The 23,829-nt window shown below is 64.0% G+C and carries 24 protein-coding genes and 1 pseudogene; 19 read left to right on the top strand and 6 right to left on the bottom strand.

Annotated features, from left to right (window positions below):
• Positions 1-58 precede the first annotated feature (58 nt).
• From cynS to ACZ9H4_RS02710, 3 genes are all read left to right on the top strand, one after another.
• Positions 59-502: a cyanase gene (cynS, locus tag ACZ9H4_RS02720; RefSeq protein ID WP_408149299.1), complete on the top strand. Its 444-nt coding sequence runs from the start codon at positions 59-61 to the stop codon at positions 500-502.
• A 138-nt stretch (positions 503-640) separates the two neighbouring features.
• Positions 641-1,348: a dienelactone hydrolase family protein gene (locus tag ACZ9H4_RS02715; RefSeq protein WP_476118169.1), complete on the top strand. Its 708-nt coding sequence runs from the start codon at positions 641-643 to the stop codon at positions 1,346-1,348.
• 188 nt (positions 1,349-1,536) lie between these two features.
• A complete protein-coding gene (locus tag ACZ9H4_RS02710) occupies positions 1,537-2,526 on the top strand; it encodes a helix-turn-helix domain-containing protein (RefSeq protein ID WP_476118168.1) in 990 nt (329 codons plus the stop codon).
• Between the two features lie 40 nt (positions 2,527-2,566).
• Here the strand turns inward: ACZ9H4_RS02710 and ACZ9H4_RS02705 are convergent, their stop codons facing one another.
• A complete protein-coding gene (locus ACZ9H4_RS02705; protein ID WP_476118167.1) occupies positions 2,567-3,169 on the bottom strand; it encodes a phosphatase PAP2 family protein in 603 nt (200 codons plus the stop codon).
• Positions 3,170-3,322: 153 nt separating this feature from the next.
• Here ACZ9H4_RS02705 and ACZ9H4_RS02700 point away from each other — a divergent pair, with 153 nt between their 5' ends.
• Positions 3,323-4,564: a Zn-dependent hydrolase gene (locus ACZ9H4_RS02700; protein ID WP_476118166.1), complete on the top strand. Its 1,242-nt coding sequence runs from the start codon at positions 3,323-3,325 to the stop codon at positions 4,562-4,564.
• A gap of 72 nt (positions 4,565-4,636) precedes the next feature.
• Here the strand turns inward: ACZ9H4_RS02700 and ACZ9H4_RS02695 are convergent, their stop codons facing one another.
• On the bottom strand, positions 4,637-4,942 hold the full coding sequence (locus tag ACZ9H4_RS02695) for a panthothenate synthetase (protein ID WP_476118165.1): 306 nt from the start codon (positions 4,940-4,942) through the stop codon (positions 4,637-4,639).
• Between the two features lie 76 nt (positions 4,943-5,018).
• Positions 5,019-5,642 carry a methylated-DNA--[protein]-cysteine S-methyltransferase gene (locus ACZ9H4_RS02690; RefSeq protein ID WP_476118164.1) on the bottom strand — a complete coding sequence of 208 codons (624 nt, stop codon included), beginning with the start codon at positions 5,640-5,642 and terminating at the stop codon, positions 5,019-5,021.
• 360 nt (positions 5,643-6,002) lie between these two features.
• Between ACZ9H4_RS02690 and ACZ9H4_RS02685 the strand changes: the two genes are divergently transcribed.
• Positions 6,003-7,343, top strand: a complete 1,341-nt coding sequence (locus tag ACZ9H4_RS02685; protein ID WP_476118163.1) for a leucine-rich repeat-containing protein kinase family protein — start codon at positions 6,003-6,005, stop codon at positions 7,341-7,343.
• Between the two features lie 97 nt (positions 7,344-7,440).
• The gene (locus ACZ9H4_RS02680; protein ID WP_408149315.1) at positions 7,441-8,400 is read left to right on the top strand and encodes a substrate-binding domain-containing protein; all 960 of its coding nucleotides are present in this window, start codon (positions 7,441-7,443) and stop codon (positions 8,398-8,400) included.
• 25 nt (positions 8,401-8,425) lie between these two features.
• Here ACZ9H4_RS02680 and ACZ9H4_RS02675 read toward each other — a convergent pair whose 3' ends face one another.
• On the bottom strand, positions 8,426-8,785 hold the full coding sequence (locus ACZ9H4_RS02675) for a PRC-barrel domain-containing protein (RefSeq protein ID WP_408149317.1): 360 nt from the start codon (positions 8,783-8,785) through the stop codon (positions 8,426-8,428).
• Here ACZ9H4_RS02675 and ACZ9H4_RS02670 point away from each other — a divergent pair.
• Positions 8,697-8,969, top strand: a pseudogene (locus tag ACZ9H4_RS02670) (AAA family ATPase); the annotation flags it as partial. The gene ACZ9H4_RS02675 and the pseudogene ACZ9H4_RS02670 overlap by 89 nt on opposite strands.
• Positions 8,970-9,059: 90 nt before the next feature.
• Here the strand turns inward: ACZ9H4_RS02670 and ACZ9H4_RS02665 are convergent.
• The gene (locus ACZ9H4_RS02665) at positions 9,060-9,764 is read right to left on the bottom strand and encodes a GntR family transcriptional regulator (protein ID WP_408149319.1); all 705 of its coding nucleotides are present in this window, start codon (positions 9,762-9,764) and stop codon (positions 9,060-9,062) included.
• Between the two features lie 209 nt (positions 9,765-9,973).
• Between ACZ9H4_RS02665 and ACZ9H4_RS02660 the strand changes: the two genes are divergently transcribed.
• The 4 genes from ACZ9H4_RS02660 to ACZ9H4_RS02645 all read left to right on the top strand — a co-directional run bounded on the left by ACZ9H4_RS02660 (position 9,974) and on the right by ACZ9H4_RS02645 (position 14,664).
• Positions 9,974-11,248, top strand: coding sequence for a glucarate dehydratase family protein (locus tag ACZ9H4_RS02660; protein WP_408149321.1), 1,275 nt, complete (start codon positions 9,974-9,976; stop codon positions 11,246-11,248).
• Between the two features lie 52 nt (positions 11,249-11,300).
• On the top strand, positions 11,301-12,629 hold the full coding sequence (locus tag ACZ9H4_RS02655) for an MFS transporter (protein ID WP_408327208.1): 1,329 nt from the start codon (positions 11,301-11,303) through the stop codon (positions 12,627-12,629).
• Positions 12,630-12,738: 109 nt separating this feature from the next.
• Positions 12,739-14,028, top strand: a complete 1,290-nt coding sequence (locus ACZ9H4_RS02650; RefSeq protein ID WP_408151805.1) for an MFS transporter — start codon at positions 12,739-12,741, stop codon at positions 14,026-14,028.
• Positions 14,029-14,232: 204 nt separating this feature from the next.
• Entirely contained in the window at positions 14,233-14,664 is a 432-nt protein-coding gene (locus tag ACZ9H4_RS02645) for an NUDIX hydrolase (protein ID WP_408151806.1), read from the top strand.
• Positions 14,665-14,728: 64 nt separating this feature from the next.
• Here ACZ9H4_RS02645 and ACZ9H4_RS02640 read toward each other — a convergent pair whose 3' ends face one another.
• Positions 14,729-15,637 (bottom strand): LysR substrate-binding domain-containing protein, encoded by a 909-nt coding sequence (locus ACZ9H4_RS02640; RefSeq protein ID WP_408149329.1) that lies wholly within the window; start codon positions 15,635-15,637, stop codon positions 14,729-14,731.
• Positions 15,638-15,832: 195 nt separating this feature from the next.
• On the opposite strand from ACZ9H4_RS02640, the gene ACZ9H4_RS02635 reads away from it, so the two are divergent.
• The 8 genes from ACZ9H4_RS02635 to ACZ9H4_RS02600 all read left to right on the top strand — a co-directional run bounded on the left by ACZ9H4_RS02635 (position 15,833) and on the right by ACZ9H4_RS02600 (position 23,807).
• A complete protein-coding gene (locus tag ACZ9H4_RS02635; protein ID WP_408149331.1) occupies positions 15,833-16,873 on the top strand; it encodes an ABC transporter substrate-binding protein in 1,041 nt (346 codons plus the stop codon).
• 71 nt (positions 16,874-16,944) lie between these two features.
• Positions 16,945-18,015: an ABC transporter ATP-binding protein gene (locus ACZ9H4_RS02630; protein WP_408149333.1), complete on the top strand. Its 1,071-nt coding sequence runs from the start codon at positions 16,945-16,947 to the stop codon at positions 18,013-18,015.
• Positions 18,008-18,928 carry an ABC transporter permease gene (locus tag ACZ9H4_RS02625; protein ID WP_476118162.1) on the top strand — a complete coding sequence of 307 codons (921 nt, stop codon included), beginning with the start codon at positions 18,008-18,010 and terminating at the stop codon, positions 18,926-18,928. The genes ACZ9H4_RS02630 and ACZ9H4_RS02625 overlap by 8 nt, the downstream gene beginning before the upstream one ends.
• 4 nt (positions 18,929-18,932) lie before the next feature.
• The gene (locus ACZ9H4_RS02620; protein ID WP_476118161.1) at positions 18,933-19,727 is read left to right on the top strand and encodes an ABC transporter permease; all 795 of its coding nucleotides are present in this window, start codon (positions 18,933-18,935) and stop codon (positions 19,725-19,727) included.
• A gap of 8 nt (positions 19,728-19,735) precedes the next feature.
• Positions 19,736-20,863, top strand: coding sequence for an NAD(P)/FAD-dependent oxidoreductase (locus ACZ9H4_RS02615; protein ID WP_476118273.1), 1,128 nt, complete (start codon positions 19,736-19,738; stop codon positions 20,861-20,863).
• Positions 20,853-21,212: a (2Fe-2S)-binding protein gene (locus ACZ9H4_RS02610; protein ID WP_408149341.1), complete on the top strand. Its 360-nt coding sequence runs from the start codon at positions 20,853-20,855 to the stop codon at positions 21,210-21,212. The genes ACZ9H4_RS02615 and ACZ9H4_RS02610 overlap by 11 nt, the downstream gene beginning before the upstream one ends.
• Positions 21,202-22,656: an FAD/NAD(P)-dependent oxidoreductase gene (locus ACZ9H4_RS02605; RefSeq protein WP_408327214.1), complete on the top strand. Its 1,455-nt coding sequence runs from the start codon at positions 21,202-21,204 to the stop codon at positions 22,654-22,656. The genes ACZ9H4_RS02610 and ACZ9H4_RS02605 overlap by 11 nt, the downstream gene beginning before the upstream one ends.
• Positions 22,653-23,807, top strand: coding sequence for an NAD(P)/FAD-dependent oxidoreductase (locus tag ACZ9H4_RS02600; RefSeq protein ID WP_408327217.1), 1,155 nt, complete (start codon positions 22,653-22,655; stop codon positions 23,805-23,807). The genes ACZ9H4_RS02605 and ACZ9H4_RS02600 overlap by 4 nt, the downstream gene beginning before the upstream one ends.
• The last annotated feature ends 22 nt before the right edge of the window (positions 23,808-23,829 follow it).

Raw genomic sequence — 23,829 nt, 5'->3', positions numbered from 1 at the left:
ATACTATCCGTACATGCCATGCAACGTTTGTTGCCCGACTTTTCAAAAGGACGCGATTATGGACCGCAATGAAGTCACGAAGAAAATTGTCGCCGCCAAGGTGGCCCGCAAGCTGACGTGGACCGAGATTGCCGGCAAGATCGGCAAAAGCAAGGAGTGGACGACCGCGGCGCTGCTCGGTCAGATGACGCTCGATGCGAAGCAGGCCGGCGTCGCCCGCGAGCTGTTCGATCTGACCGACGAAGAAACCGCATGGCTGCAAATCGTTCCGTACAAGGGCTCGCTGCCGGGCGCGGTGCCGACCGATCCGCTGATCTATCGCTGGTACGAAATCGTGAACGTGTATGGGACCACGATCAAGGAGTTGATTCACGAGGAGTTCGGCGACGGCATCATGAGCGCAATCGATTTCTCGATGGATATCCAGCGCGAGCCGAACGCGAATGGCGACCGCGTGCAGGTGGTGCTCAGCGGCAAGTTCCTGCCTTACAAGTCGTATTGATTGTGCCGCAGGCAGTGCGCGCTCCGCGTGTCTGTGCCGGCTAGCGTCGTGCGTGTCGTCCGCGATCGGCGTCGGCCTTCGCAGAACCAGCTGCGCTGGGTTTATGCTAGCAGCTTCGTCTAACCCGAGGAGCAAGCGATGAAAAACCCAGCAGGATCGATGATCACTTTTAGCCGCCCCGATGGCCAGCAGCTCCAGGGCTATCTGGCCAAACCGCAGAAGCTGGAAGGCGCGCCCGCCATTGTCGTAATTCAGGAATGGTGGGGTGTGAACGAGCAGATTCGCGGCGTGGCCGACCGGCTCGCGCAGGCCGGTTATCTGGCGCTCGTGCCCGATCTCTACCGCGGCAAAACGACGGTCGAGGAAGAAGAGGCGCACCACCTGATGAGCGGACTCGATTTCGGCGACGCCGCCACTCAGGACGTGCACGGCGCGGTCCAGTATCTGAAGCAGCATGCGGCGAAGGTCGCCGTGACCGGCTATTGCATGGGTGGCGCGCTCACCTGGCTCTCGCTGTGCAATGTTCCTGACGTGGCGGCCGGTGTAGTGTGGTATGGCTTCCCGCCGCTCGACTACATCGACGCGTCGAAGATCAAGGTGCCGGTGATCGGCCACTGGGCATCGCAGGACGAATTCTTCCCCGCCGAAACGGTCGACGCGTTGGAGAAGAAACTGACCGACGCCAACGTCGATTTCGAGTTCCATCGTTACCTGGCGCATCACGCGTTCGCGAACGAAACGGCGGTGGGCCCGGGCCGTATCGCGAAGACGCAGTTCGATCCGGCGTGGTCGCAGCTTGCGTGGGACCGCACGCTGACCTTCTTTGGCCGCACGATGTGGAAGTAAGCGGCAGGGCGGCAGGTTATACGATGGTCCGTTGAGGTCAGCGCGTCGGCCGATACTCCTCTCGCCGTGGCGGGGCCGTTCGCCCGCTTTCGCATTCGAGTGCGAGTGTTGCGCCGCCGCCTCGCCCGGTCGTGAAGTTTTCGCCGTGTGCGGCTATGATTCGCAAATTGCGACCGGCGGAAAAAATCTTGAGGACCGACTCCTTGACGACGCATGCCGCCACGCCTTGCGTCTATAGCCACTTCGATACGCATCACGAAGCACCACGCGCGCAACTACTCGCATGGCGAGACCGGCTGGGTCACTTTCTCGATGTGCCGATCTCGCGCCGGCAACTGGCCGATGGCTTCAGCGGCAGTATCGACAGCTACCGCGCCGGCAATCTGACTTTTATGGACTGCAGGACCGATCCGATTTCGCAATCGCGATCGGTGGCGCGTATTTCCACGGATTCGGTACGCCAACTGGTGTTTCACGTCGCCGTCGAAGGCACGATCGAAACCGGCTCGGGGCTGTACCCGAAACGCATCGCAGTCCAGTCCGAGCCGGGCATCCTCGCGCTCGATATGAATCAGCCGATGCAGATGACGCGCAGCGCCTGCCGCGTACTCGCGTTTTTCCTGTCGCGCGAACTGGTGGAATCCGTCCTGCCCGAGGCGGAGTCGATCCATGGCCGCGTGATCGACTATCATTCGCCGCTCGCGCGAATGATTCCGACGCATCTTGCCCACCTGTGCACGAGACTGCCGACGATGAGCGGGCCCGAAGCCCACGACGCAATGCACACCTGCGCGATGCTGATCGCGGCGGCCTTCGGCAAGCAGACCGGACTTAGCGGCAGTGCGCGTGCGGCGGCGCGCGCCGCGATGTTCGCGACGGCGCGCCGTTACATCGACACCAATCTCGGGCAACTGGATCTCACGCTCGATAACGTACTTGCCGTCTCGCAACTTTCGCGGCCCACGCTGTACCGGCTGTTCGAATCCGAGGGCGGCCTCGCCGCTTATATTCGCAACCGCCGTTTGCGCGAAGCGGCCGATGAACTGCGCCGCTACCCGCACAAGGCGGTTATCGAAGTCGCTTATGGTTGGGGCTTCAATAGCGCGTCGGATTTCAATCGCGCGTTTCGTCGCGCGTATGACATGTCGCCGAGCGATTTCCGTGCGCTGACGCGTTAGGCGCGTTGCGCGCCGGCCAAACCGCGCGCGTCATGCCGCACTACAGGGGTACCCAGCCCCGCCCGATCGGCCACGCCAGCAGCCTGCGATACACCGCGACCAACCCGCGCGTCGCGCTCGTGCCAAGCAACTGCCAGAACGGCGCGAGCAGGCAAATGGCCACGCTCGCCACGACGACGGCGCCCACCATGTCGAGTGGAAAATGGACGCCGACAAAGACGCGCGCCCACGCCACCGCGAGACCTGCCAGCACGATAGCGACGCCAAGGCGCCTCACCCCGTTCAGCAGCAACGTCAGCGCGACGCAAGCGAATATCGTCCCGTGGTCGCTGGGAAAAGACGAATCAGGCGCATGATCGAGAAAGGTGTAGCCGATGCCCAGCACGAACGGCCGTGGATGCGGCCAGAGCAAGCCGATCACCTGATTGATGCCGAGCGCGAGCAGGGCCGCGCAGCACGCATGCAACGCGGTTTCGCGGCGATGCGCGTCGCCCGATAACCACATCGCGGTCAACGACAGCGGCACGAGATAGATCACGTAATCGGCGATCAAACGCGCGACGTCGAGCAGCGATGCCGATGTCGAAGGCGTGGCGTTGATCGCCAGGAAGAGCGTCTGATTGAACGCTTCGAGTGTATTCATGCCGTGAGTTTTTCGGGGCAGTGCGTTTCAGTTGAGTTGTGCCGACCGATATTAGCGGCCCAAGCTTATGGCATGCTTAGCGCTCGCGTGGCATGAACGCGCGTCGCAACCGAACCCACGCAGCGTGGGTAATCAATCAAAGGAGAGCAAAACGTGGTGAAGATCAATCCGGACCGGTTGCTGGCCGACCTCAAGCGGCTGCGCAGTTTCGGCGCGACTGGACCGGGTGTGGTCCGGCTTGCGCTCTCGCCGGTGGATCTGGCGTCGCGCGAGTGGCTCGCGGCACGCATGACGGAGGCGGGACTCGACGCGCGCATCGACGGAGTGGGTACGGTGTTCGGGCGCTCGCGCAACAGCGGTCCCGCGCTCGTGATCGGCTCACATACCGACACGCAACCGACCGGCGGCTGGCTCGACGGCGCGATGGGCGTGATCTACGGTCTGGAGATTGCCCGCGCGCTGGCGGAACACGACGATACGAAGCATCTCGCCGTGGACGTGGCTTCGTGGATCGACGAAGAGGGCACGTTTTCCGGCTTGCTCGGCAGCCGCAGCTTCGTGGGCGATGCTGTCGACGACGCGATTCACGGTGCGACGAACCGGCAAGGCGAGCGCCTCGAAGACGTGCTCGAAGCCGCGGGTCTCGCGGGACGGCCGCGTGCGCGCTTCGAGCCCGGCCGTCAGGTCGCCTATCTGGAGCCGCACATCGAACAGGGCGGCCGGCTGGAAGCGGCGGCGAAATCGATCGGCGTCGTCACGACGATCGTTGGGCTGCGCGAGTTGCGTCTGCGCTTCACGGGCCAGCGCAACCATGCCGGCACCACGCCGATGGCGATCCGGCGCGATGCCGGCGCGGCGCTGGTCGCCTTTATTGCCACGATGAACGACGCGTTCGCGCAACTCGCGGATGCCGACACCGTCTGGACCGTGGGCCGCATCGATCTCGACCCGGGCTCGCTGAGCGTCGTGCCGGGCGCGGCCGATATGTATCTGCAATTCCGCGATGCCAATGCCGCGCGCTTGCAGGCGATGGAAAGCAGACTCGCCGGGCTGGTACGGGAATTCAATGCGCGAAACGGCGTGCACGTGGAATTGACGGCCATCGACGAGCCGATGGAACCGGTCAGCATGTCGTCGGCGCTCGCGGAGCATCTCGCCCAGGCCGCCGACGCGATCGCGCCACGGCAATGGATTCGCATGCCGAGCGGGGCGGCGCACGACGCGCAGGTGATTGCGCGCTGCATGCCGGCCTGCATGATGTTCGTGCCGAGCATCGGCGGCGTGAGCCACGACTTCATCGAAGATACGGCCGAGGAGCACATCGTCCTCGGTTGCCAGGTCGCGGCCACGGCGGCCGCCGCTATCTTGCGGGAACAGTGGACGAAGCATGCGTGACGCGCACGGGCGCCGTGGCGTTACGTCAGATGAACCGCCACGACGCTTCACGCGCCACGCGCGCCGCAGGCACTATTTCCATTTCGAGCCGAGCTTGTCCAATCCGGCTTTCATCAGGTCTTCCGGCAACATCGCAATGCGCAATTCGCAGTCGGCGTTGAACTTCAGGAACCAGGGTTCCGCGAGCGACGGAATCGCGGACGCGTCGTCGATGTTCACCGCGAGCACCGCTCCGCGGTGCCCGCTCTGTTCGGTGAAGTAGACCGTCTCCGGTTTCGTCTCGTCGAGTATCTTCGCCATGACTTCGCCGATGCTGCCGTCGCGCACCATCGTGTTGAACGGTTCGTGCGGGATTCGTATGTTGAGAAGCATGCGCATGTCATCCTCCTGGTTGAAGTCCAAAGGCTTCTTAAGGATAGGTGCTTTATGCGCCGCTACTAGTCCGCACTTGCGCTCAGTTGCCGAACAGCGATGCTTGCGTTCCGTGGCTCGGCGCATAGCGTGCGGGCTTCGCCTGAGCCTTGCGCTCCGTGCCGGCGATTGCCGGCGCGTGCGCTTGCGTCTTTCCTTGCGTATCGGCCGCCGCCTCCAGCGAAGTCTGCCCGGCTTCGAGCGACAGCAGCAGCATCTTGTTGGCCAGCCCGCCCGCAAAACCGGTCAGCTCGCCGGACGCGCCGATCACGCGATGGCACGGCGCGACGATCGAGATCGGGTTCCTGCCGTTTGCCGCGCCGACTGCCCGCACCGCATTGACGTTGCCGATCTGCTGCGCGATTTCCGCGTAGCTGCGCGTCTGGCCGAACGGGATCGTCAACAGTGCGTGCCAGACTTTCTTCTGGAACTCGGTGCCTTGAAAATCGAGCGCGAGGTCGAACGCGTGGCGCGTGCCGGCGAAATACTCCTGCAATTGCCGCTCGGTTTCGATCAGCACGCCACGGTCATTCGCTTCGATGAGCTCGCCGAGACGCACCCGGTTCGGCTTGTCGTTTTCCCACAGAATCGCGGCCAGGCGCTCGCCGTTGGCGACGAGCTTCAACTGACCGACAGGCGAATCCATCAACTTGTATGCGTACGTCACTTTGCTTGCTCCTGACTGGTTGGAGGCCGAGGCAAACGAGGCCGGCCGGCGAATCCGCGCTGAAAGCGCGCCTATATTCGACAGTGTGAGCCTCGCTGCTTCTGAAGACGCTCCAGATCTTGCTATCTGATTCGTGCCCGGCATCGATGTTCCCGCACCTTGGCGGGAAAGCACGCAGGGCTGTCACTGTACCGCTCTTTGCGCGTCTCTTCATAGCAGGTCGCGGGCATTGCCATCCGATCGGACACGCTCAGCCCGCACCGCATCGACAAGCTCCGGCGAATGGCCCGCGCGCGCATCCGGCCCGCGACTCAGTAGAATCGATACCTTCGATACGATGCTCACCGCCTTCTCCTCACTGTGACGACGACACTAGAACAACTGCGGGCCGGGCAACTCACGGGCGCACGCCAGCTCAAACTGACATGCGGCCTGAACGAATTCCCGCGCGAAATTTTCGATCTCGCCGACACGCTGGAAGTACTCGACCTCTCGGGCAATGCGCTCACCTCGTTGCCCGACGATTTGCCGCGACTGCGCAATCTGCGCATTCTTTTCGCGTCCGACAACCCGTTCACCGAACTGCCGGAAGTGCTGGGCGAATGCTCGCAATTGAGCATGGTCGGCTTCAAGGCGAACCGCATTCGGACGGTGCCGGGGAACGCGCTCGCACCGCAATTGCGTTGGCTGATCCTGACCGACAACGAGATCGAAGCGTTGCCGCCGGAGATAGGCGGCTGTACGCAATTGCAGAAGCTGATGCTGGCCGGCAACCGTTTGCGCACGCTTCCCGACCAACTGGCCGCGTGCTCGCGGCTCGAATTGCTGCGTCTCGCGGCGAACCGGCTCGACGGATTGCCGGGCTGGCTGCTGCGTCTGCCGCGGCTCGCATGGCTGGCTTATGCGGGCAATCCGTTCAGCGAGGCGCTGGAAGCGGCGGCATTGCGCGACACGCCGATCGCCGGGATTCGATGGGATCGGTTGACACTCGAACAGCCATTGGGCGAAGGCGCTTCCGGTGTCATCTATCGCGCGCAGCTTTTCGCGGACCCGGAGCACGCGTCGCGTGCCGTCGCCGTGAAGCTGTTCAAGGGCGCCGTGACCAGCGACGGTTTGCCCGACTGCGAAATGGCCGCTTGCATTCGAGGCGGCGACCATGCGAACCTGATCCCCGTGGCGGGAAAAGTGCAGGACCATCCGGCGGACACGCATGGTCTCGTGATGGAACTGATCGATCCGCAATTCAGGAACCTCGCCGGTCCGCCGAGCCTCGCGTCCTGCACGCGCGACATCTACGTCGCCGGCACGCGCTTCGATCTCGACTCGGCATTGGATATCGCATACGGGATTGCAGCGGCGGCAAATCATTTGCATCGGCGTGGCGTGATGCACGGCGATCTCTATGCGCACAATATTTTGTATGACGGCACGGGGCGCGCGCTATTGGGCGATTTCGGCGCAGCGTCGTTCTATGCCGCGGACGATCGCGACTCCGGCGCCGCGTTGCAGCGCGTGGAAATCAGGGCGTATGGCTGCCTGCTCGAAGAATTGATCGAACGCTGCGACGCTCTGGATGCACACACGGACATCGCGGCGAAGCTCACCGCATTGAAGGATGCCTGCCTCACCGAAGCGGTCGGCAGCCGTCCGCTGTTCGACGAAATCGCGGCCTGTGTGCTCGCGTTGAAGGGCGATCAATGAACCGCATGCACGGCTCCGCACGTTGTCGGCGTCGCGATCCGCTTTCGTTCGAACGCGGCGCGCCGATGCGCCGAGCCGGCCCGCAAGGAGAGAACCGATGAAGCAGACCATGCGCCGCCGCGTACTGTTTGCCGGCGCGCTCGCCGCTGCCGGACTGAGCGGGGCAGCCCGTGTCGACGCGCAAGGCGGCAAGCCGAAGGTCGCGCTCGTGCTGAAGTCGCTCGCCGATCCGTTCACGGTGGCGATGGCCGACGCCGCGCGCAATCATCAGCAGCATTACGCAGCGCAATTCGCGCTGACTGTTCGGGGCACGGCGAGAGAGACCGACACGGCCGCGCAGATCCGGATGGTCGAGGAGATGATCAAGGCGAAGATGGACGCGATCGTGATTGCGCCCACCGATTCGAAGGCGCTCACGGCGGTGGTGGCGCGTGGCATCAGGGCCGGCATCATCATGATCACGATCGACAATCCACTCGACGATGCCTCGCAGGTGGCCGCCGGCATTTCGGTGCCGTTCGTCGGTCCGAACAATCGCAAAGGCGCCGCGCAAGTGGGCCACTATCTGGCCGGGCGGCTGAAGGCGGGCGATCAGGTGGGGATCATCGAAGGCATCGCGGTGGATCGCAATGCGCAGCAACGCACGGCCGGCAGCAAGGACGCCATGGACGCCGCCGGTATCAAGGTCGTCGCGATTCAGGCCGGCAACTGGGACTACGGCAAGGGCCGCGACGTGGCCACGAACATGCTCAACGAGCATCCGCAGATTCGCGCGCTGCTGTGCGGCAACGACAACATGGCGATGGGCGCGGTCGATGCGATTCGCGACGCGGGCCGAAGCGGCGGCGTGTATGTCACCGGCTATAACGCAGTCGAAGCCATCAAACCGCTTCTCGCCGACGGCCGCGTGCTCGCGACGATCAATCAGTTTGCCGACCGGCAAGCCATCTTCGGAATCGATGTGGCGTTAAAGGCGGTGACCGAGCACAAGAAGCAGAAAGAACTGTCGAGACTGATCGAAACGCCGCTGCAACTCGTCACCGCCGCAGGTCATTGAGCGCCGGCGCTCGCCGGCCCTTTGTCTATTCCGCCTTCACCTTGCGCGACTTGGTCGCCTTTTCGAGCTTGTTGTACACGAAACTGGGCACCGACTTCAACGCTTCCTTCGTGGCGCCCGCGAGGAACAGATTGCCGTCGCGAATCTCGAAGTGATCGATCGGGATCGCGACATAATGCTTGCCCATGCCGAGAAAGCCGCCGACCGACACGACCGCGAAAGTCGCCTGACGGTCCGGCGAAACGATCACGTCATCGATGCTGCCGATCTTGTCGTTGAGGTCGTTATAGACCGGCTCGTCGACCATGGAGCCGCAGATCATGCTGTTCGACGAGCCGACTTCGGCGCTCGATCCCGAAATGATCAAAGAAGTGCTTGAAACCATGATCAGGCTGGCGGACTCCGGCATGACGATGATCTGCGTGACCCACGAGATGGGAATCGCGAGGCAGGTTGCGGACCGCGTGGTGTTTATGGATCAGGGCGAGATCATCGAGACCGTCACGCCGCGGGCGGTGTTCGATCATCCTCGCAGTGCGCGGTTGAAGCAGTTTCTTTGTCAGGTGGTGAGGGCGGATCAGGTCGGTTGCCGGTACGCCATTCACGCGATGTGGGGCGGCTTGCAACAACGGCGGTCGCCCACATGTCACCAGGCGTCTTCAGTCGTCCGAGAGGAAGTTCGGATGACTCGTGCGGATCTGATCCACCTGATTGAGCGTACCGGACAGATGCTTGCGCAGCGCCGCCTGCGCGGCCGCGACGTCGCCCTTGTCGATCGCATCGACGATCTCGGTGTGATCGCGCACCACCGCCATCGTCTTACCCTCCACCGGCAGGTGCAGGCGCCGCAGCCGATCGATGTGGCCGCTCAGTCTGCGCACCAGATCCCACAGTTGCGGCACGCCCGCCGCCTCGTACATCTGTCGATGAAAGCGCTGGTCGAGCAGCGAGAACTGCTCGTAGTTCTTGAGATCACGCAGTTCCATCTGCCCCGCGATCGTGGCGCGCAACTGGGCGATCAATGCGGCATCGCGCTGCTCCGTGAGCGTGCGCACGACCTCCAGTTCGATCGAACGACGCAGGAAGTGCGCCTGCAACGCCGACGTCACGCTGATCTGGCTCACGACGGTGGCGTGTTGCGGAAAGATGTCGACGAGGCCTTCCTCGCCGAGCTTCATCAACGCATCGCGCACGGGCGTCTGGCTCAGGCCGTACTGCGTGGCCAGATCGGCGCGCGAGAGCACCGTGCCGGGCGCCAGTTCGAGCGACAGGATCATTTCGCGCAGTCGTTCGAATACTTGCGGCGCGGCGTGGCGGGACCGGTCGAGCCGGCACGCCGTCGGCGGGGAAGCGTTGGTTTTCATGGCGGAGCGCAATGCGTGGACGCGGACGGAAAGGCTGATCCGACCCGCTGAAATATTAATACTATAGCCGACGCCCGCACGCCTTCTGCGATCGTGCAACCATTTTCCGGCCAGGCGGAGGTGGGTATTTACCCCACTAACGCACTAATACATTAGTGCTTTACTATGCGTCCATCAATTTCCACCCCCTTATCTGCCGGATTGCCACCATGACTCGGGACATCACCGTCACCCAAGTGCGAATTACTCCGATCGCTTTCCGCGACGGCCCGCTCCTCAACGCAGCCGGCATCCACGAGCCGTGGGCCTTGCGCGCGATTGTGGAACTGGAGACGAGCGACGGCCGCGTCGGCATCTCCGAGACTTACGGCGACGAACCGATGCTGCGCGTGCTCGAACAGGCCAAGGCGCTGGTGATCGGCCTGTCGCCGTTCGATCTCAACCGGATGGAAGAGCGCGTGCGCGCGTCGATCAAGGCGGCGCCAGGCGCGGTCGAATTCGAACTCGCGCCCGGCTCGCACGCGGCGAAGAACGCGCCGAAAGTCATCAGCACGCTCGAAGTCGCGATGCTCGATTTGCAGGGGCAAATCGTCGGCGCGCCGATCGTCGACCTGCTCGGCGGCAAGGTTCGCGACGCGGTGCCCTACAGCGCTTACCTCTTCTTCAAGTACGCGGAGCACGTCGACAAGCCGTATGCGCCTGATGCCTGGGGCGAAGGCCTGAGCGCTGAGCAGATCGTCGCGCAGGCGCGCCGCATGATCGAGCTGTACGGCTTCCAGAGCATCAAGCTCAAGGGCGGCGTGTTCGAGCCGGCGCACGAAATCGCGTGCATGCGCGCGTTGCATCAGGCCTTCCCCGGTGTGCCGCTGCGCCTCGATCCGAACGCCAACTGGACGCTCGAAACGAGCATCAAGGCCGCGCCAGAACTCGACGAACTGCTCGAGTACTACGAAGACCCGTGTCCGGGGCTGGCCGGTATGGCCGAGCTGGCGAAGCACACCCGCCTGCCGCTCGCGACCAACATGGTGATCACGACCATGGACGACTTCCGCCGCGGCGCCGAGATGGGTTCGGTCAAGGTCTTGCTCTCGGATCACCATTACTGGGGCGGCCTGCGCGCGACCCAGACTCTCGCACGCATGTGCAAGCTGTGGGACCTGGGCATGTCGATGCACTCCAACTCGCACCTCGGCATCAGCCTGATGGCGATGACGCACGTCGCGGCGAGCATCCCCAATCTGACCTACGCCTGCGACACCCACTACCCGTGGCAGGAGGAAGAAGTCATCAAGGGCGGCCGCGTGAGCTTCGATAACGGTGCGGTGCGCGTGCCGGCCACGCCGGGCCTTGGCGTCGAGCTCGACCGCGACCGGCTGGCCGAATTGCATGCCCAGTATCTGTCATGCGGTGTGCGCAATCGCGACGACCTGAAGCAGATGCAAAAGTACGACCCCAGCTTCACCGGCAAGAACCCGCGCTTCTGAACCGCGCGGACAGCGGATCCGCAACGCGCATTGCCAACCAAGGAGACAACCCATGAGCAGATCCAATCCGGCCACGGCCGGCGTGGACCGAGTCGACGCGCTGGCAACTGCCGTCCGGAAGATCAAGTGGCATGTGTTGCCGCTCTTCGTCGTGATGTTCATCGTCAACTACATCGACCGCGTGAATATTGGCTTCGTCCGCCAGCACCTGAGCGCCGATCTTGGCATCGGCGCGGCGGCGTACGGGCTCGGCGCGGGGCTTTTCTTCGTCAGCTATGCGGTCTTCGAAGTGCCGTCGAACATGCTGTTGCAACGCTACGGCGCGAAGGCGTGGCTCACGCGCATCATGTTCACGTGGGGGCTGGCCGCGGTCGGCATGGCCTTCGTGCGCGGCGAGATGTCGTTCTACGCGATGCGGCTCGTGCTCGGCGCGGCAGAGGCCGGCTTCTTTCCCGGCGTGGTGTTCTATTTCACCAAATGGCTGCCGCGCGACGAGCGCGGCAAGGCAATGGCGATCTTTCTCAGCGGCTCGGCGCTCGCCTCGGTGCTCTCCGGGCCGATCTCCGGCGCGCTGATGCTGATCAGCGGCGGCGGCTTGCACGGCTGGCAGTGGATGTTCGTGATCGAAGGCATGGCCTCGGTGGTGCTGGCCGGCTTCATCTGGTTCTGGCTCGACTCGAATCCGCGCGACGCCCGATGGCTGAGCCGTGCCGAGCAGGATGCGGTCGTTGCCGAGATCGAGGACGAGCAGCGCCGGCGCGATGCGGCGCACGCGGTCGCGCCGTCGGCGTGGAGCCTGCTGCGCGACCCGCAGATCCTGATCTTCTGCCTGATCTATTTCTCGGTTTCGCTGACGATCTACGGTGCGACCTTCTGGCTGCCCAGCATCATTCGCAAGATGGGCCACTTCAACGACTTCCAGGTCGGGCTCTTCAATTCGATCCCGTGGCTGATCTCGATCGTGGCGATGTACTTCTTCGCCATGCTCGCCGCGCGCTTCAAGTTCCAGCAGGCATGGGTTGCGTGCGTGCTGTTGATCGCCGCGCTCGGCATGTATGCAGCAGGCAAGGGCAGCCCGACATTCTCGTTCGTCGCGATCTGCTTTGCGGCGATCGGTTTCAAAGCCGCATCCGCCCTGTTCTGGCCGATTCCGCAGGGCTATCTGGACGCGCGGATTTCCGCGGCGGTGCTGGCGCTGATCAATTCGATCGGCAACCTGGGCGGCTTCGTCGCGCCGGCGACCTTCGGCTTGCTCGAGCAGAAGACCGGCTCGATCGAAGGCGGGCTCACGGGGCTGGCCGTGATGTCGGTGGTGGCCGCCGGGGTGGTTTTCTTTGCCCGCATGACGCCTCGCGAGGGCCGGCGCGCCCTCGCGCTATAGACGGCGTACGGATCGCTTTGCCGGGCATTTCATATTGACATTCAGGTCCCGGTGTCCGTCGTATTCACGAGGATATCGCGGCCATTCATACCAACGTTGGGGACACACGATGAAAATGATAGGAACCCAATCCGCCGCCGATCAAACGGCAGTCGGACGATACCGATGGACGATCTGCGCGCTGATCTTCTTCGCGACGACGATCAACTACATGGATCGTCAGATGCTCGGGCTGCTCGCGCCGCTGCTGCAAAAAGACATTGGCTGGACGCAGGTCCAGTACGCGCAAACCGTGATGGTGTTCACGGTCGCCTATGCAGTAGGTCTCGCGACGTTCGGGCGCATCGCGGACAAGATCAGCACCAAGGTGGTCTACGGCAGTGCGATGGCGATGTGGAGCCTCGCCGCGATGCTGCATGCGGTGGCGGCGAGCGTCCCGGGCTTCGCGGCCGTGCGTGGTTTGCTCGGGTTCGGCGAGGCGGCCAATTTCCCGGTCGCTATCCGCACCACGGCCACCTGGTTCCCGAAGAAGGAGCGCGCGTTGGCCACGGGCTTATGGAACATGGGCGCTACCATCGGCGGGATCGTGGCACCTGCATTCGTACCGATCGCCGCCGTCACGTGGGGTTGGCGCGCGACGTTCATTGCGGGCGGGGCGGCAGGTTTCGTGTGGCTGGCGGTGTGGATGCTGGTGTACCGTCCTCCCGCGGAGCATGCGTCGGTATCGAAGGCTGAGCTGGATTACATCAATTCGGACCGCGACGAAAGCGTCGAGCAACCCGTGAGCTGGCTTTCGGTGCTGAAGTACCGCGAAACGTGGGCGTTCGTCTTTGGCAAGCTGCTGACCGATCCGGTGTGGTGGTTCTATCTGTTCTGGCTGCCCAAATGGCTCAATGAATCGCGGCATATCGACATCAGCAATATGGGCCTGCCGTTGATCGCCATTTACACGATGGCATCCGTCGGCAGCGTGGCGGGCGGCTGGCTGTCATCGCGACTGATGCAGCGTGCCCACAAACCCAATATCGCGCGCAAGGTCACGATGGGTATCTGCGCGCTGTGCGTGCTGCCGATTGCCACGCTGTCGCATTTTCAGAGCCTCTGGTACGCGGTTTTCGCTGTCGGTCTGGCCGCGGCGGCTCACCAGGGGTGGTCGGCGAATCTCGTCACTACCGTTGGCGATGTGTTTCCGCGCCGGATGGTGGGCACGGTGGTCGGTATCGGCGGCGTGGCGGGGATGATCGGTTCGTTCTTCTTCTCGGGCGTGATCGGCGAGACGTTGCAGCGCACCGGTCAGTATTGGGCGCTCTTCGCTGTGGGGGCGTCGGCTTATCTGGTGGCGCTCGGCATCATTCATTTGTTGATGCCGCGGATGACGCCTGTGAAGTTGCGCGATTAACGGGCTATGGCTGGTTGAGGTCTCTTTGAAAGAGCAGGCGCGATACTGGATGGGTGTCGCGCCGGAGACCGTGTTTTGCGTGTGTATTGACGGGGTTGCGCCCATGCATTGGCCGGCATCGGTGCATTTATTTGAAGCCGGAACCTCCCGGCATGAAATACCGCATCCGGCTACTCTCGCCATTGGTCCCCGGGGCCCGACAAAATGACCCGAATGCAAAGTGTCGTCGATGTGCATGTTCTGTTCCTGAACGACAACGACGAATGCCTCTTCATCCAGAGAGCCAATACCGGACATCGAGACGGGCAGTACTCGCTGGTGGCCGGCCACCTTGAACCGGGCGAATCCATCGAGGCGTGTGCGATCCGCGAATCGAAGGAAGAAGCGGGCGTCACGATTGCACCAGGGACGCTTGAATTCTCGCTGGTGATGAGGCGCGATTCGGAACAGAACCGCATCAGCTTCTTTCTGTCGTGCCGGGCATGGCAAGGCGTCCTGACCAACATGGAGCCGCACAAATGCGCCGGCTTCGTATGGGCGAAACTGGACAACCCTCCCGCGCCGACCGTCGACTACGTGGCCAATGCGCTCGAACGCATTCGTGAAGGCGTGCAGCTGGCCGACTTCAAACCATAGGCGCAGGCTCGCGCATCTTTTTCTGATGCGACGGTTTAGCCGATTCGCGCCATTGACCTCATCCTCATCGAAGCCACGCATCCTCCGGCAACTGCGCATGCGCAAACGCCCGCACGTGCTGTACGAATTTCTTCACCAGCAATGAAGGCGGCCGCTGCGACGGCAGCAGCACCGAAAAATCCGTTCCGATGGCCGGCTCGAAACGGCGAAACACCACGTCCTTGCCGCGATATTCGAGCGCGGCGACCGGATCGATAATCGCGATGCCCATGCCCGCGGCGACGAACGAACAAATGCCCGCCGACGTCTGCGTCTCCACCATCAGCTTGCGCTCGATACCGTGCGACGCGAACAGCGCGTCGATTTCATAACGCGACTGCAAGCCGCGCCAATGAGACACGAACGGCTCATTGCGCAAATCCTCCGGCACGAGTGTGCTTTTGGCCGCCAGCGGATGCGCGGCCGGCACCGCGCACACCATCCGCGTGGACATCAGCAACTCGCCGTGTGCGCTCGGTGTGGTCAGCGCCAGAATCACGAACCCGACATCGCAGCGATGCTCGACGACCATGTCGAGCACGGTGCGCGACGCGTGCGACGCCAGCGATATCTCCACCCCCGTATGCAGCGCGCTGAACCCGGCGATCGCGCGCGGCAGGAACGACAGCGCCAGCGCCGGGGCACTCGCGATCTGCAACATGCCGCGCTGCGACGCGCGAATCTCCAGCGCCGCCCGTTCGATCCGCTCGACGCCGACCAGCGAGCGCTGCACTTCCTCATGCAGCGCGAAGGCCTCCGGTGTCGGCTGAAGACGGCCCAGCGTGCGGTCGAACAGCGCGAACCCGGTGTTCTCTTCGAGGTCGTTGATGAGCCGCGTCACCGCGGGCTGCGAGATGTGCAGCATTTGCGCCGCGCGCGTGACCGTGCGGCACACCATCACGGCGTTGAAGGCTTCGAGCTGACGGATCTTCACGGCGGGTCTCTCCAATTGGTATAAGCGAATGTTATACGACACCAAAAAAATTCGATTATCCGCTGCTTTTTTTTCCAAATAAGCTGACTTTACTGCGGGATATGCGGCGCATTGTTTACGATACATGCCAATAACCGGGTGATATCCCTCATTGACTCAACCGCGCTGCGGGGCGCTTCTCGAGGAGAGACGAAGATGGCTGGACGTTCGAGGTGGTTACTGGGTGCAGCCGGCGTGCTGGCCGCCGGCTGCGCGTTGCCGGCACTGGCGGCGCCGACGCTGTATCTCGGCTCATATGGCGGTTCGACGCAGGACCTGTTTCAGAAGAAGATCATTCCCGCGTTCGAAGCGAATCACGACGTGAAAATCGTCTACGTGCCGGGCAATTCCACGGACACGCTCGCGAAGCTGCAAGCGCAGAAGGCGAAGGAAGAACTCGACGTGGTGCTGCTCGACGACGGCCCGATGTACCAGGCGACCCAGTTCGGCTTCTGCGACAAGCTGCAGGACGGCCCGGTCTACAAGGACGTGTACGACATCGGCAAGATGAACGCGAACGCGACCTCGGTGGGCGTGGTGGCGACGGGTCTCGTCTACAACACGGAGGCGTTCAAAAAGGCCGGCCTGCCGAAGCCCGACTCGTGGGAAGTGCTGACCGACAAACGCCTGCGCCAGAAGATCGCGATTCCGCCGATCAACAACACGTATGGCCTGCAAACGCTGCTGACCTACGCGCGGCTGCGCCACGGCAGCGATCACAACATCGATCCCGGCATGACGGCGCTTGCGAAGGAAGTCGGCCCGAACGTGCTGGCGTGGGAACCGTCGCCGGGCAAGATGACGGAGATGTTCCAGAACGGCGACGTGACGCTCGCCGTGTGGGGCAGCGGCCGCGTCGCGGCACTGAAGGCGACCGGTTTCCCGGTCGAGTTCATCTATCCGAAAGAGGGCGCTCCGGCAATGTTCACCGCCGCGTGTCCGGTCGTGCATAGCGACGTCGCCGCGCTATCGCAACAGTTCGTGCAATTCCTGCTGTCGCCGCAAGTGCAGGCATGGCTTGCCGAAGGGCAGGGCTGGGGGCCGGTCAACAAGAATACGAAGCTCTCGCCGGCCGTCGCCGCGACCGTGCCGTACACGCCGGATCAGATCAACCGGCTCGTGAAGACCGATTGGACCTTCGTCAACGACAAGCGCTCCGACTGGACCAACCGCTGGAACCGCACCGTCGAACGTTGATCGGCGCCGCCGTGTTGCGCGGCGGCCTGTATCTATGCGTTGCCATTGGTCGTGCATCAGGACACTACAACATGAGCTTCCTCACACTGGATGGCCTCGGCAAGGCCTACGGCGAATTCAATGCGGTCGAGAGCATCAACCTGTCGATCGAACGCGGAGAATTCGTCTCGCTGCTCGGTCCGTCAGGCTGCGGCAAAACCACCACGCTGCAGATGGTCGCGGGCTTCGTCGAACCGACGCGCGGCCGCATACTGCTCAATGGTGCGGACATTACACGCGAGCGGCCCGAGAAGCGTGGCATGGGCATCGTGTTCCAGAGCTACGCGCTATTCCCGCACATGACGGTCGGCAATAACGTCGGCTTCGGCCTCGACATGCGCAACGTGACGCGCGGCGAACGCGCCACGCGCATTGCCGAAGTGCTGGAGATGGTGCGGCTCACGGGCCTCGACAAGCGCTACCCGCGCGAACTGTCCGGTGGTCAGCGGCAGCGTGTGGCGATTGCGCGTGCGCTCGCAATCCGTCCGCAAGTGCTGTTGCTCGACGAGCCGATGTCGAATCTCGACGCGAAGCTGCGCGAGGACATGCACGTCGAATTGCGCGCGATCCAGAAGAAGCTCGGCATCACGACGATCCTCGTCACGCACGATCAGGTCGAGGCGATGACGATGAGCGACCGCATCGCGGTGATGCACGGCGGCCATATCGTGCAGACAGGTTCGCCGTTCGATGCTTACGAGAAGCCCGAGTCGGTATTCGCGTCGGGCTTTCTCGGCAAGACCAATGCGTTGCGCGGCACCGTCGAACGGTTGAACGAGCGGTGCGCGGAAGTGCGGGTCGGCGCGAGCGTGATGAAGGTGCCTCATGGCGGCCGCCGTTTCGATGGCGACGTGCAGCTTTACGTGCGGCCCGAACGGGTCTCGCTGACGGATTCGTCCGCCGCCGACGCAACGCTGCAAGGACGGGTGTCGACGTGCCTCTTTCTCGGCAATCACTGGATGCTGCAGATCGACACGCCGCTCGGCATGGTCCGCGCGAGCCTGCCCAATCTCGGCACGACGCCGCCGCGTGAAGGCGACACGGTCGGCGTGCATTGGTCCGACGACGCGGTACGGATTCTCGCGGAGAGCGCACATGGCTGAGTCTTCTCCTTCCCCGCTGCCCGTACCGTCCCATGCAGCACCCCGCACGAGTGACACGCGTGCGAGCGCCGCGCCGTGGCTGCTCGCCGGCCCCGCGCTGCTGCTGTTTTGCGGGCTGCTGCTGGTGCCGCTGCTGTTGACCGCCGTGCTGTCGTTTCATGCGTTCGACGGCACGCAAGGCGTGTTGCCGACGTTCACGCTGTCCAACTACGTCGAAGTATTGAGCGACGGCTATTACCACGAGATCTTTCTGCGCACGGCCGGCATGGCGCTCGCGGTCACGCTGCTGTGCGTGGTGCTCGGCGTGCCGGAGACGATCATCCTCGCGCGCATGAAAAGCCCGTGGCGCTCGATCTTTCTGATCGTGATTCTCGGGCCGCTGCTGATTTCGGTGGTGGTGCGCACGCTCGGCTGGGCGATCCTGCTCGGCAATAACGGTCTGCTCAACGATGCGTTGCAGGCGCTCGGCGTGACGAGCGAGCCGATCAAACTCGTGTTCACGATGACCGGCGTGATCATCGGTCTCACGCATGTACTGGTGCCGTTCATGGTGATCTCGGTGTGGGCCACGCTGCAAAAGCTCGATCTGCAAGTGGAAAACGCCGCGCGCTCGCTCGGCGCGCACCCGTTCGCGGTGTTTCGCCGCGTAGTGTTGCCGCAATTGCTGCCGGGCGTGCTGTCCGGTTCGATCATCGTGTTCGCGCTGGCCGCCTCCGCGTTCGCAACGCCCGCGCTGCTCGGCGGCCGGCGTTTGAAAGTCGCCGCCACCGCTGCCTACGACGAGTTTCTGAACACGTTGAACTGGCCGCTCGGCGCGACCATCGCCGTGCTGCTGCTGATCGCGAACATCGCGATCATTCTCGGCTGCAACCGCTGGATCGAACGGCGCTTCCGCGCGGTCTTCGAGGGCTGACGTCATGCGAAAAAACAATTGGCTCGCGCTGTGTTACCACACGCTGTTCGTGATCTTCATCGTGGCGCCGCTGCTGGTCGTAATCGCCGTGTCGTTCACCGACAAGGGCTACATCTCGATGCCCACCAACGGTTTGTCGTTGCGCTGGTTCCGCGCGATCGCCGACGCGCCGGACATCATCGACGCGTTCTGGCTGTCGTTGCGTCTCGGCGTCGCATCGGCGAGCGTGGCAGTGCTGTTCGCGGTGCCCGGCGCATTGGCGCTCACACGCTATCGCTTTCCGGGCCGTGGCGCGGTGTCGGCGTTCTTCCTGTCGCCGCTGATGATTCCGAACGTGGTGCTCGGCGTCGCGTTCCTGCGTTTCTTCACCACGGCCGGCATGTCGGGCTCGTTCTTCTGGCTCACGCTGACGCACGTCACGGTGATTTTTCCGTACGCATTGCGTTTGACGCTGGCGGCGGCCACCGGGCTCGACCGCGACGCCGAACGCGCGGCCTTGTCGCTCGGCGCGAAACGCTTCACCACGTTCCGACGCGTGATTCTGCCGATGATCCTGCCAGGCGTTGCCGCCGGCTGGATGCTCGCATTCATCCAGAGCTTCGACGAACTAACGATGACCGTCTTCGTCGCGACACCTGGCACCACCACGCTGCCCGTGGCGATGTACAACCAGATTGCGCAAACCATCGATCCGCTCGTCGCGTCGGTGTCGACGGTGCTGATCATCGGCACGGCGATCCTGATGGTGGTGATGGACCGCATCGTCGGACTCGATCGCGTGTTGATCGGCAAAAACTGAAACAGATGATGAACTCTTCCGATGTACTCGTGATCGGCGGCGGCCTGGTCGGCACCGCCGTCGCCTATGGACTCGCCCGTGAGGGGCTGAAGGTCGGCGTGCTCGACGAAGGCGACGACGCGTTTCGCGCGTCGCGCGGCAACTTCGGCCTCGTGTGGGTGCAGGGCAAGGGCTACGGCAAGACGCCGTATGCGACGTGGACGCGCGGCTCCGCCACGCGCTGGCCGATGCTGCGCGACCACCTGCTGAGCGAGACCGATATCGACGTGCAGCTAACGCAGCCGGGCGGCTTCCATTTCTGCTTCAGCGAAACGGAGTGGCACGAGCGTGCCACGCGTTTGCAGGCGATCCGCGACGATCTGAACGGCGACTATCCGTTCGAGATGATCGACCACGCGGAGGTGAAGCGGCGTCTGCCCGGCGTCGGCCCACAGGTGATCGGCGCAAGCTATTCGCCGATGGACGGCCACGCGAATCCGCTGAAGCTGCTGCGTGCGCTGCATACCGCGTGCCGCAAACGCGGCGTGCAGATGAGCGCGGGCATGCGCGCACAGCGCATCGAACGCAGCGGTAGCGGCTTCGTGGTCGAGGCGGGCGGTCAGCGTTTTCACGCGGGACGTGTGGTGCTCGCCGCGGGGCTCGGCAACCGGGCGCTCGCCGAACAGGTCGGCATTCATGCGCCGGTTGCGCCGAATCGCGGACAGGTGCTGATCGCCGAACGCGTCGCGCACTTCCTCGACTACCCGACCACGTACGTCAGGCAAACCGACGAAGGCACCGTGCAGATCGGCGATTCGATGGAAGACGTCGGCTTTGACGACGGCGTGACCGCCGATGTCGTGAGCCACATCGCGTGGCGGGGCGTGCGCAGTTTTCCGGCGCTCGGCGACGTGAAGCTGGTGCGCGCATGGGGCGCATTGCGCGTGATGAGCCCGGACGGCTTTCCGATCTATCAGCAATCGGCGACCTGTCCCGGCGCGTACGTCGTGACCTGCCATAGCGGCGTCACGCTCGCGGCCGCGCACGCGCTGCGCGTCGCACCGTGGATCGCAAAGGATCTCGCGCCCGCCGGCATCGAACATTTTTCCGGCGAGCGCTTCTTGCAGACCGACAAGGTATTGACGCATGGCCACTGACACTCTTTTCAAGGTATTGCCGCCGGACGGCGTGCAAGGGAACGCGGCGACCGTCGCCATCACGTTCGATGGGCGTGCGCTGCGCGTGCCGCGCGGAGCGAGCGTCGCCGCCGCGTTGCTCGCTGCCGGCGTGCAGCGGTTTCGGACCACGCCGGTCAGCGGCGCGTCGCGTGCGCCGTTCTGCATGATGGGCGTCTGCTTCGAGTGTCTCGTCGAAATCGACGGCGTGGCGAACCGGCAAAGTTGTCTCGTGCCGGTTGCCGAAGGCATGACGATCCGCTCGCAGCTTGGCATGCGCGAGCTGCACGAACCCGCCACGCTTGCAGGAGACGCACGCGATGAACGCTAATCGAGTGGATGTGGTGATCGTCGGCGCGGGACCGGCGGGCATGGCGGCGGCGAACGTCGCGGCGCAACGCGGCCTGAGCGTGACCGTGCTCGACGAGCAGGCCGCGCCGGGCGGACAGATTTATCGCGCGATCACGCAGACCAGTGCGCGGCGTCTGCAGATTCTCGGCCCCGACTATGCGGCGGGCGGCGAACTGGCGCGCGCCTTTGCGGCGAGCGGCGCGAAGCACGAACGCGGCGCGTCGGTGTGGCAGGTGACGGCGGAGCGTACCGTCGACTATGTGCAGGACGGTGTGGTGAAGTCGCTGCGGGCGGGTTCCATCATCCTGTGCAGCGGCGCGATGGAGCGGCCGTTTCCGATTCCGGGCTGGACGCTGCCCGGCGTCTTGACCGCCGGGGCCGCGCAGATCCTGTTGAAGAGTGCCGAGGTGGTGCCGTCGCAGCCGGTGGTGCTCGCGGGCTGCGGGCCGCTGCTGTACCTGCTCGGCTGGCAGTATTTGCGAGCGGGTGTGCCGATCCGCGCGATCGTCGATACGACGGACAGCGCCGACTATCGCCGTGCACTCACGCATCTGGGCGGTGCGCTCAAGGGCTGGCGGCAACTCGCGAAGGGGCTGAAGCTCATGCGTGCGTTAAAGCGCGCGGGCGTGCCGTTTCATCAGGGCGCAACGGACCTCGCGCTCGAAGGCACGGACGCGCTCGAGGCAATCCGCTTCAGCGTCGCTGGCCGCGTGCAGCGTTTGCCGGCTACGCTCGTGCTGCTGCATCAGGGTGTGGTGCCGAATACGCAGGTCAGCTGGTCGTTGCGCGCGCGGCATCGCTGGGACGACGCGCAATTGTGCTGGGTGCCCGAGACCGATGCGTGGGGCGAACTCGACGTGGCGGACATCTACGTTGCGGGCGACAGCCGTGGTATCGGCGGCGCGCAGGCCGCCGCCGAACAGGGCCGGCTCGCCGCGCTGGAGATCGTGCATCGCGCCGGCCGTATCGACCGGGCCATGCGTGACACGCTGGCGGCGCCGGTGCATCGCGCGTTGCGCGAGATGCTGCACATCCGGCCGTTTCTCGATGCGCTGTACCGGCCGAAAGACGCCAACCGTATTCCCGCGGACGGCGTCACCGTGTGCCGCTGCGAAGAAGTCACCGCTGGGCAGTTGCGCGAGTTCGTGAAGCTCGGTTGCCTCGGGCCGAATCAGGCGAAGTCGTTCGGCCGTTGCGGCATGGGGCCGTGCCAGGGACGTCTGTGCGGCTTGACCGTCACCGAGGTGATCGCCGATGCGCGCGGTGTGCCGCCTGCCGAAGTCGGTTATTACCGTGTGCGTCCGCCGATCAAGCCGGTGACGCTGGCCGAGCTTGCGGCAGCGCACGAAGCGGCGTTGCGGCGCGACGACACGCAGCAGCCTGTCCAAGCCGTTGCCGAATCGCACGACACCGCCGCGCGATGAGCGGCGTCAACGAACCGGCGGGCGCCGATGTCGTCGTGATCGGCGGGGGCTTGCACGGCCTGTCGAGCGCGCTGCATCTCGCGCGACGCGGTGCGCGTGTGGCCGTGCTGGAGCGCGACGTGTGCGGACGGCATGCATCGGGCGTCAATGCAGGGGGAGTCCGCACCCTGGGACGGCACGATGCGGAGATTGCGTTGTCGCTTGCATCGCGCGAACTGTGGTTCAAGCTTCACGAACTCGTCGACGACGATGCGGGCTTCGTCCCGTCCGGTCAGTTGAAAATCGCGGAGAACGAAGCGGAACTCGGTGAGTGCCGCGCGCGCGTCGCGTATTTGAACACGCTTGGCTTTACACACGAGGTGATGATCGACGCGCGCGCCGTTCGCGAGTTGGTGCCGAGTCTTGCGCGGCACGTCACCGGCGGTGTGTGGGTCGAGCACGATGGTCACGCGTTGCCGTTTCGCGCGGTGACGGCGTTCCGGCGCGCGGCGCAACGCGCGGGCGTCGGGATTCACGAGCAATGCGCGGTCCGTAATGTTGCGCGCCGTGACGGACAGTGGGACATCGAGACTGCCGGGCGCCGCTGGCGCGCACCCCATGTGGTGAATGCGGCGGGCGCATGGGGCGGGGAATTCGCGCGGCAGGTCGGCGAACCCGTTCCGGTCGAACCGCGCGGCCTGATGTTGATGGTGACGCAAGCCGTACCCGCGTTTGTGAATCCCGTGCTCGGGGCAACGGGCCGGCCGCTGTCGTTCAAGCAGTTCAGCAACGGCACGGTGGTGATCGGCGGCGCGCTCGAATGTGCGGCCGATATGGACGCGCGGCAATGCCGGCTCGACTTCGCGCAATTGGGCAGAAGCGCCCGCACGGTCACGGACCTGTTTCCGCATTTGCAGCACGTAGTAGTCAATCGTGCATGGGCCGGTATTGAAGGCTTCATGCCGGATGGCATTCCGGTTATTGGCCGCAGCGGCGTACACGATGGTCTCGTGCACGCGTTCGGCTTTTCGGCGCATGGGTTCGAGTTGGGACCGATTGTCGGCAGCGTGGTCGCCGAACTGGTTTGCGACGGCCGCAGCACGCATGACATCGACGCATTTCGAATTGGGCGCTTCGCGGGCGCGACTCATCTGCCTCGTGCAACTCACTGACTCTTTCGTTACTTCTTTCACC

It is taken from the genome of Paraburkholderia sp. TE9906 (assembly GCF_056279605.1).
Note: the sequence above shows the minus strand (reverse complement) of the source record. Positions and strands in the feature narration are given on the sequence as shown.

What these genes read in the sequence shown, in the direction of transcription:
- cynS (WP_408149299.1), top strand. Translation starts at nt 59, where the DNA reads ATGGACCGCAATGAAGTCACGAAGAAAATTGTCGCCGCCAAGGTGGCC.
- ACZ9H4_RS02715 (WP_476118169.1), top strand. Translation starts at nt 641, where the DNA reads ATGAAAAACCCAGCAGGATCGATGATCACTTTTAGCCGCCCCGATGGC.
- ACZ9H4_RS02705 (WP_476118167.1), bottom strand. Translation starts at nt 3,169, where the DNA reads ATGAATACACTCGAAGCGTTCAATCAGACGCTCTTCCTGGCGATCAAC.
- ACZ9H4_RS02695 (WP_476118165.1), bottom strand. Translation starts at nt 4,942, where the DNA reads ATGCGCATGCTTCTCAACATACGAATCCCGCACGAACCGTTCAACACG.
- ACZ9H4_RS02680 (WP_408149315.1), top strand. Translation starts at nt 7,441, where the DNA reads ATGAAGCAGACCATGCGCCGCCGCGTACTGTTTGCCGGCGCGCTCGCC.
- ACZ9H4_RS02675 (WP_408149317.1), bottom strand. Translation starts at nt 8,785, where the DNA reads ATGGTTTCAAGCACTTCTTTGATCATTTCGGGATCGAGCGCCGAAGTC.
- ACZ9H4_RS02665 (WP_408149319.1), bottom strand. Translation starts at nt 9,764, where the DNA reads ATGAAAACCAACGCTTCCCCGCCGACGGCGTGCCGGCTCGACCGGTCC.
- ACZ9H4_RS02660 (WP_408149321.1), top strand. Translation starts at nt 9,974, where the DNA reads ATGACTCGGGACATCACCGTCACCCAAGTGCGAATTACTCCGATCGCT.
- ACZ9H4_RS02655 (WP_408327208.1), top strand. Translation starts at nt 11,301, where the DNA reads ATGAGCAGATCCAATCCGGCCACGGCCGGCGTGGACCGAGTCGACGCG.
- ACZ9H4_RS02650 (WP_408151805.1), top strand. Translation starts at nt 12,739, where the DNA reads ATGAAAATGATAGGAACCCAATCCGCCGCCGATCAAACGGCAGTCGGA.
- ACZ9H4_RS02645 (WP_408151806.1), top strand. Translation starts at nt 14,233, where the DNA reads ATGACCCGAATGCAAAGTGTCGTCGATGTGCATGTTCTGTTCCTGAAC.
- ACZ9H4_RS02635 (WP_408149331.1), top strand. Translation starts at nt 15,833, where the DNA reads ATGGCTGGACGTTCGAGGTGGTTACTGGGTGCAGCCGGCGTGCTGGCC.
- ACZ9H4_RS02630 (WP_408149333.1), top strand. Translation starts at nt 16,945, where the DNA reads ATGAGCTTCCTCACACTGGATGGCCTCGGCAAGGCCTACGGCGAATTC.
- ACZ9H4_RS02625 (WP_476118162.1), top strand. Translation starts at nt 18,008, where the DNA reads ATGGCTGAGTCTTCTCCTTCCCCGCTGCCCGTACCGTCCCATGCAGCA.
- ACZ9H4_RS02620 (WP_476118161.1), top strand. Translation starts at nt 18,933, where the DNA reads ATGCGAAAAAACAATTGGCTCGCGCTGTGTTACCACACGCTGTTCGTG.
- ACZ9H4_RS02615 (WP_476118273.1), top strand. Translation starts at nt 19,736, where the DNA reads ATGAACTCTTCCGATGTACTCGTGATCGGCGGCGGCCTGGTCGGCACC.
- ACZ9H4_RS02610 (WP_408149341.1), top strand. Translation starts at nt 20,853, where the DNA reads ATGGCCACTGACACTCTTTTCAAGGTATTGCCGCCGGACGGCGTGCAA.
- ACZ9H4_RS02605 (WP_408327214.1), top strand. Translation starts at nt 21,202, where the DNA reads ATGAACGCTAATCGAGTGGATGTGGTGATCGTCGGCGCGGGACCGGCG.
- ACZ9H4_RS02600 (WP_408327217.1), top strand. Translation starts at nt 22,653, where the DNA reads ATGAGCGGCGTCAACGAACCGGCGGGCGCCGATGTCGTCGTGATCGGC.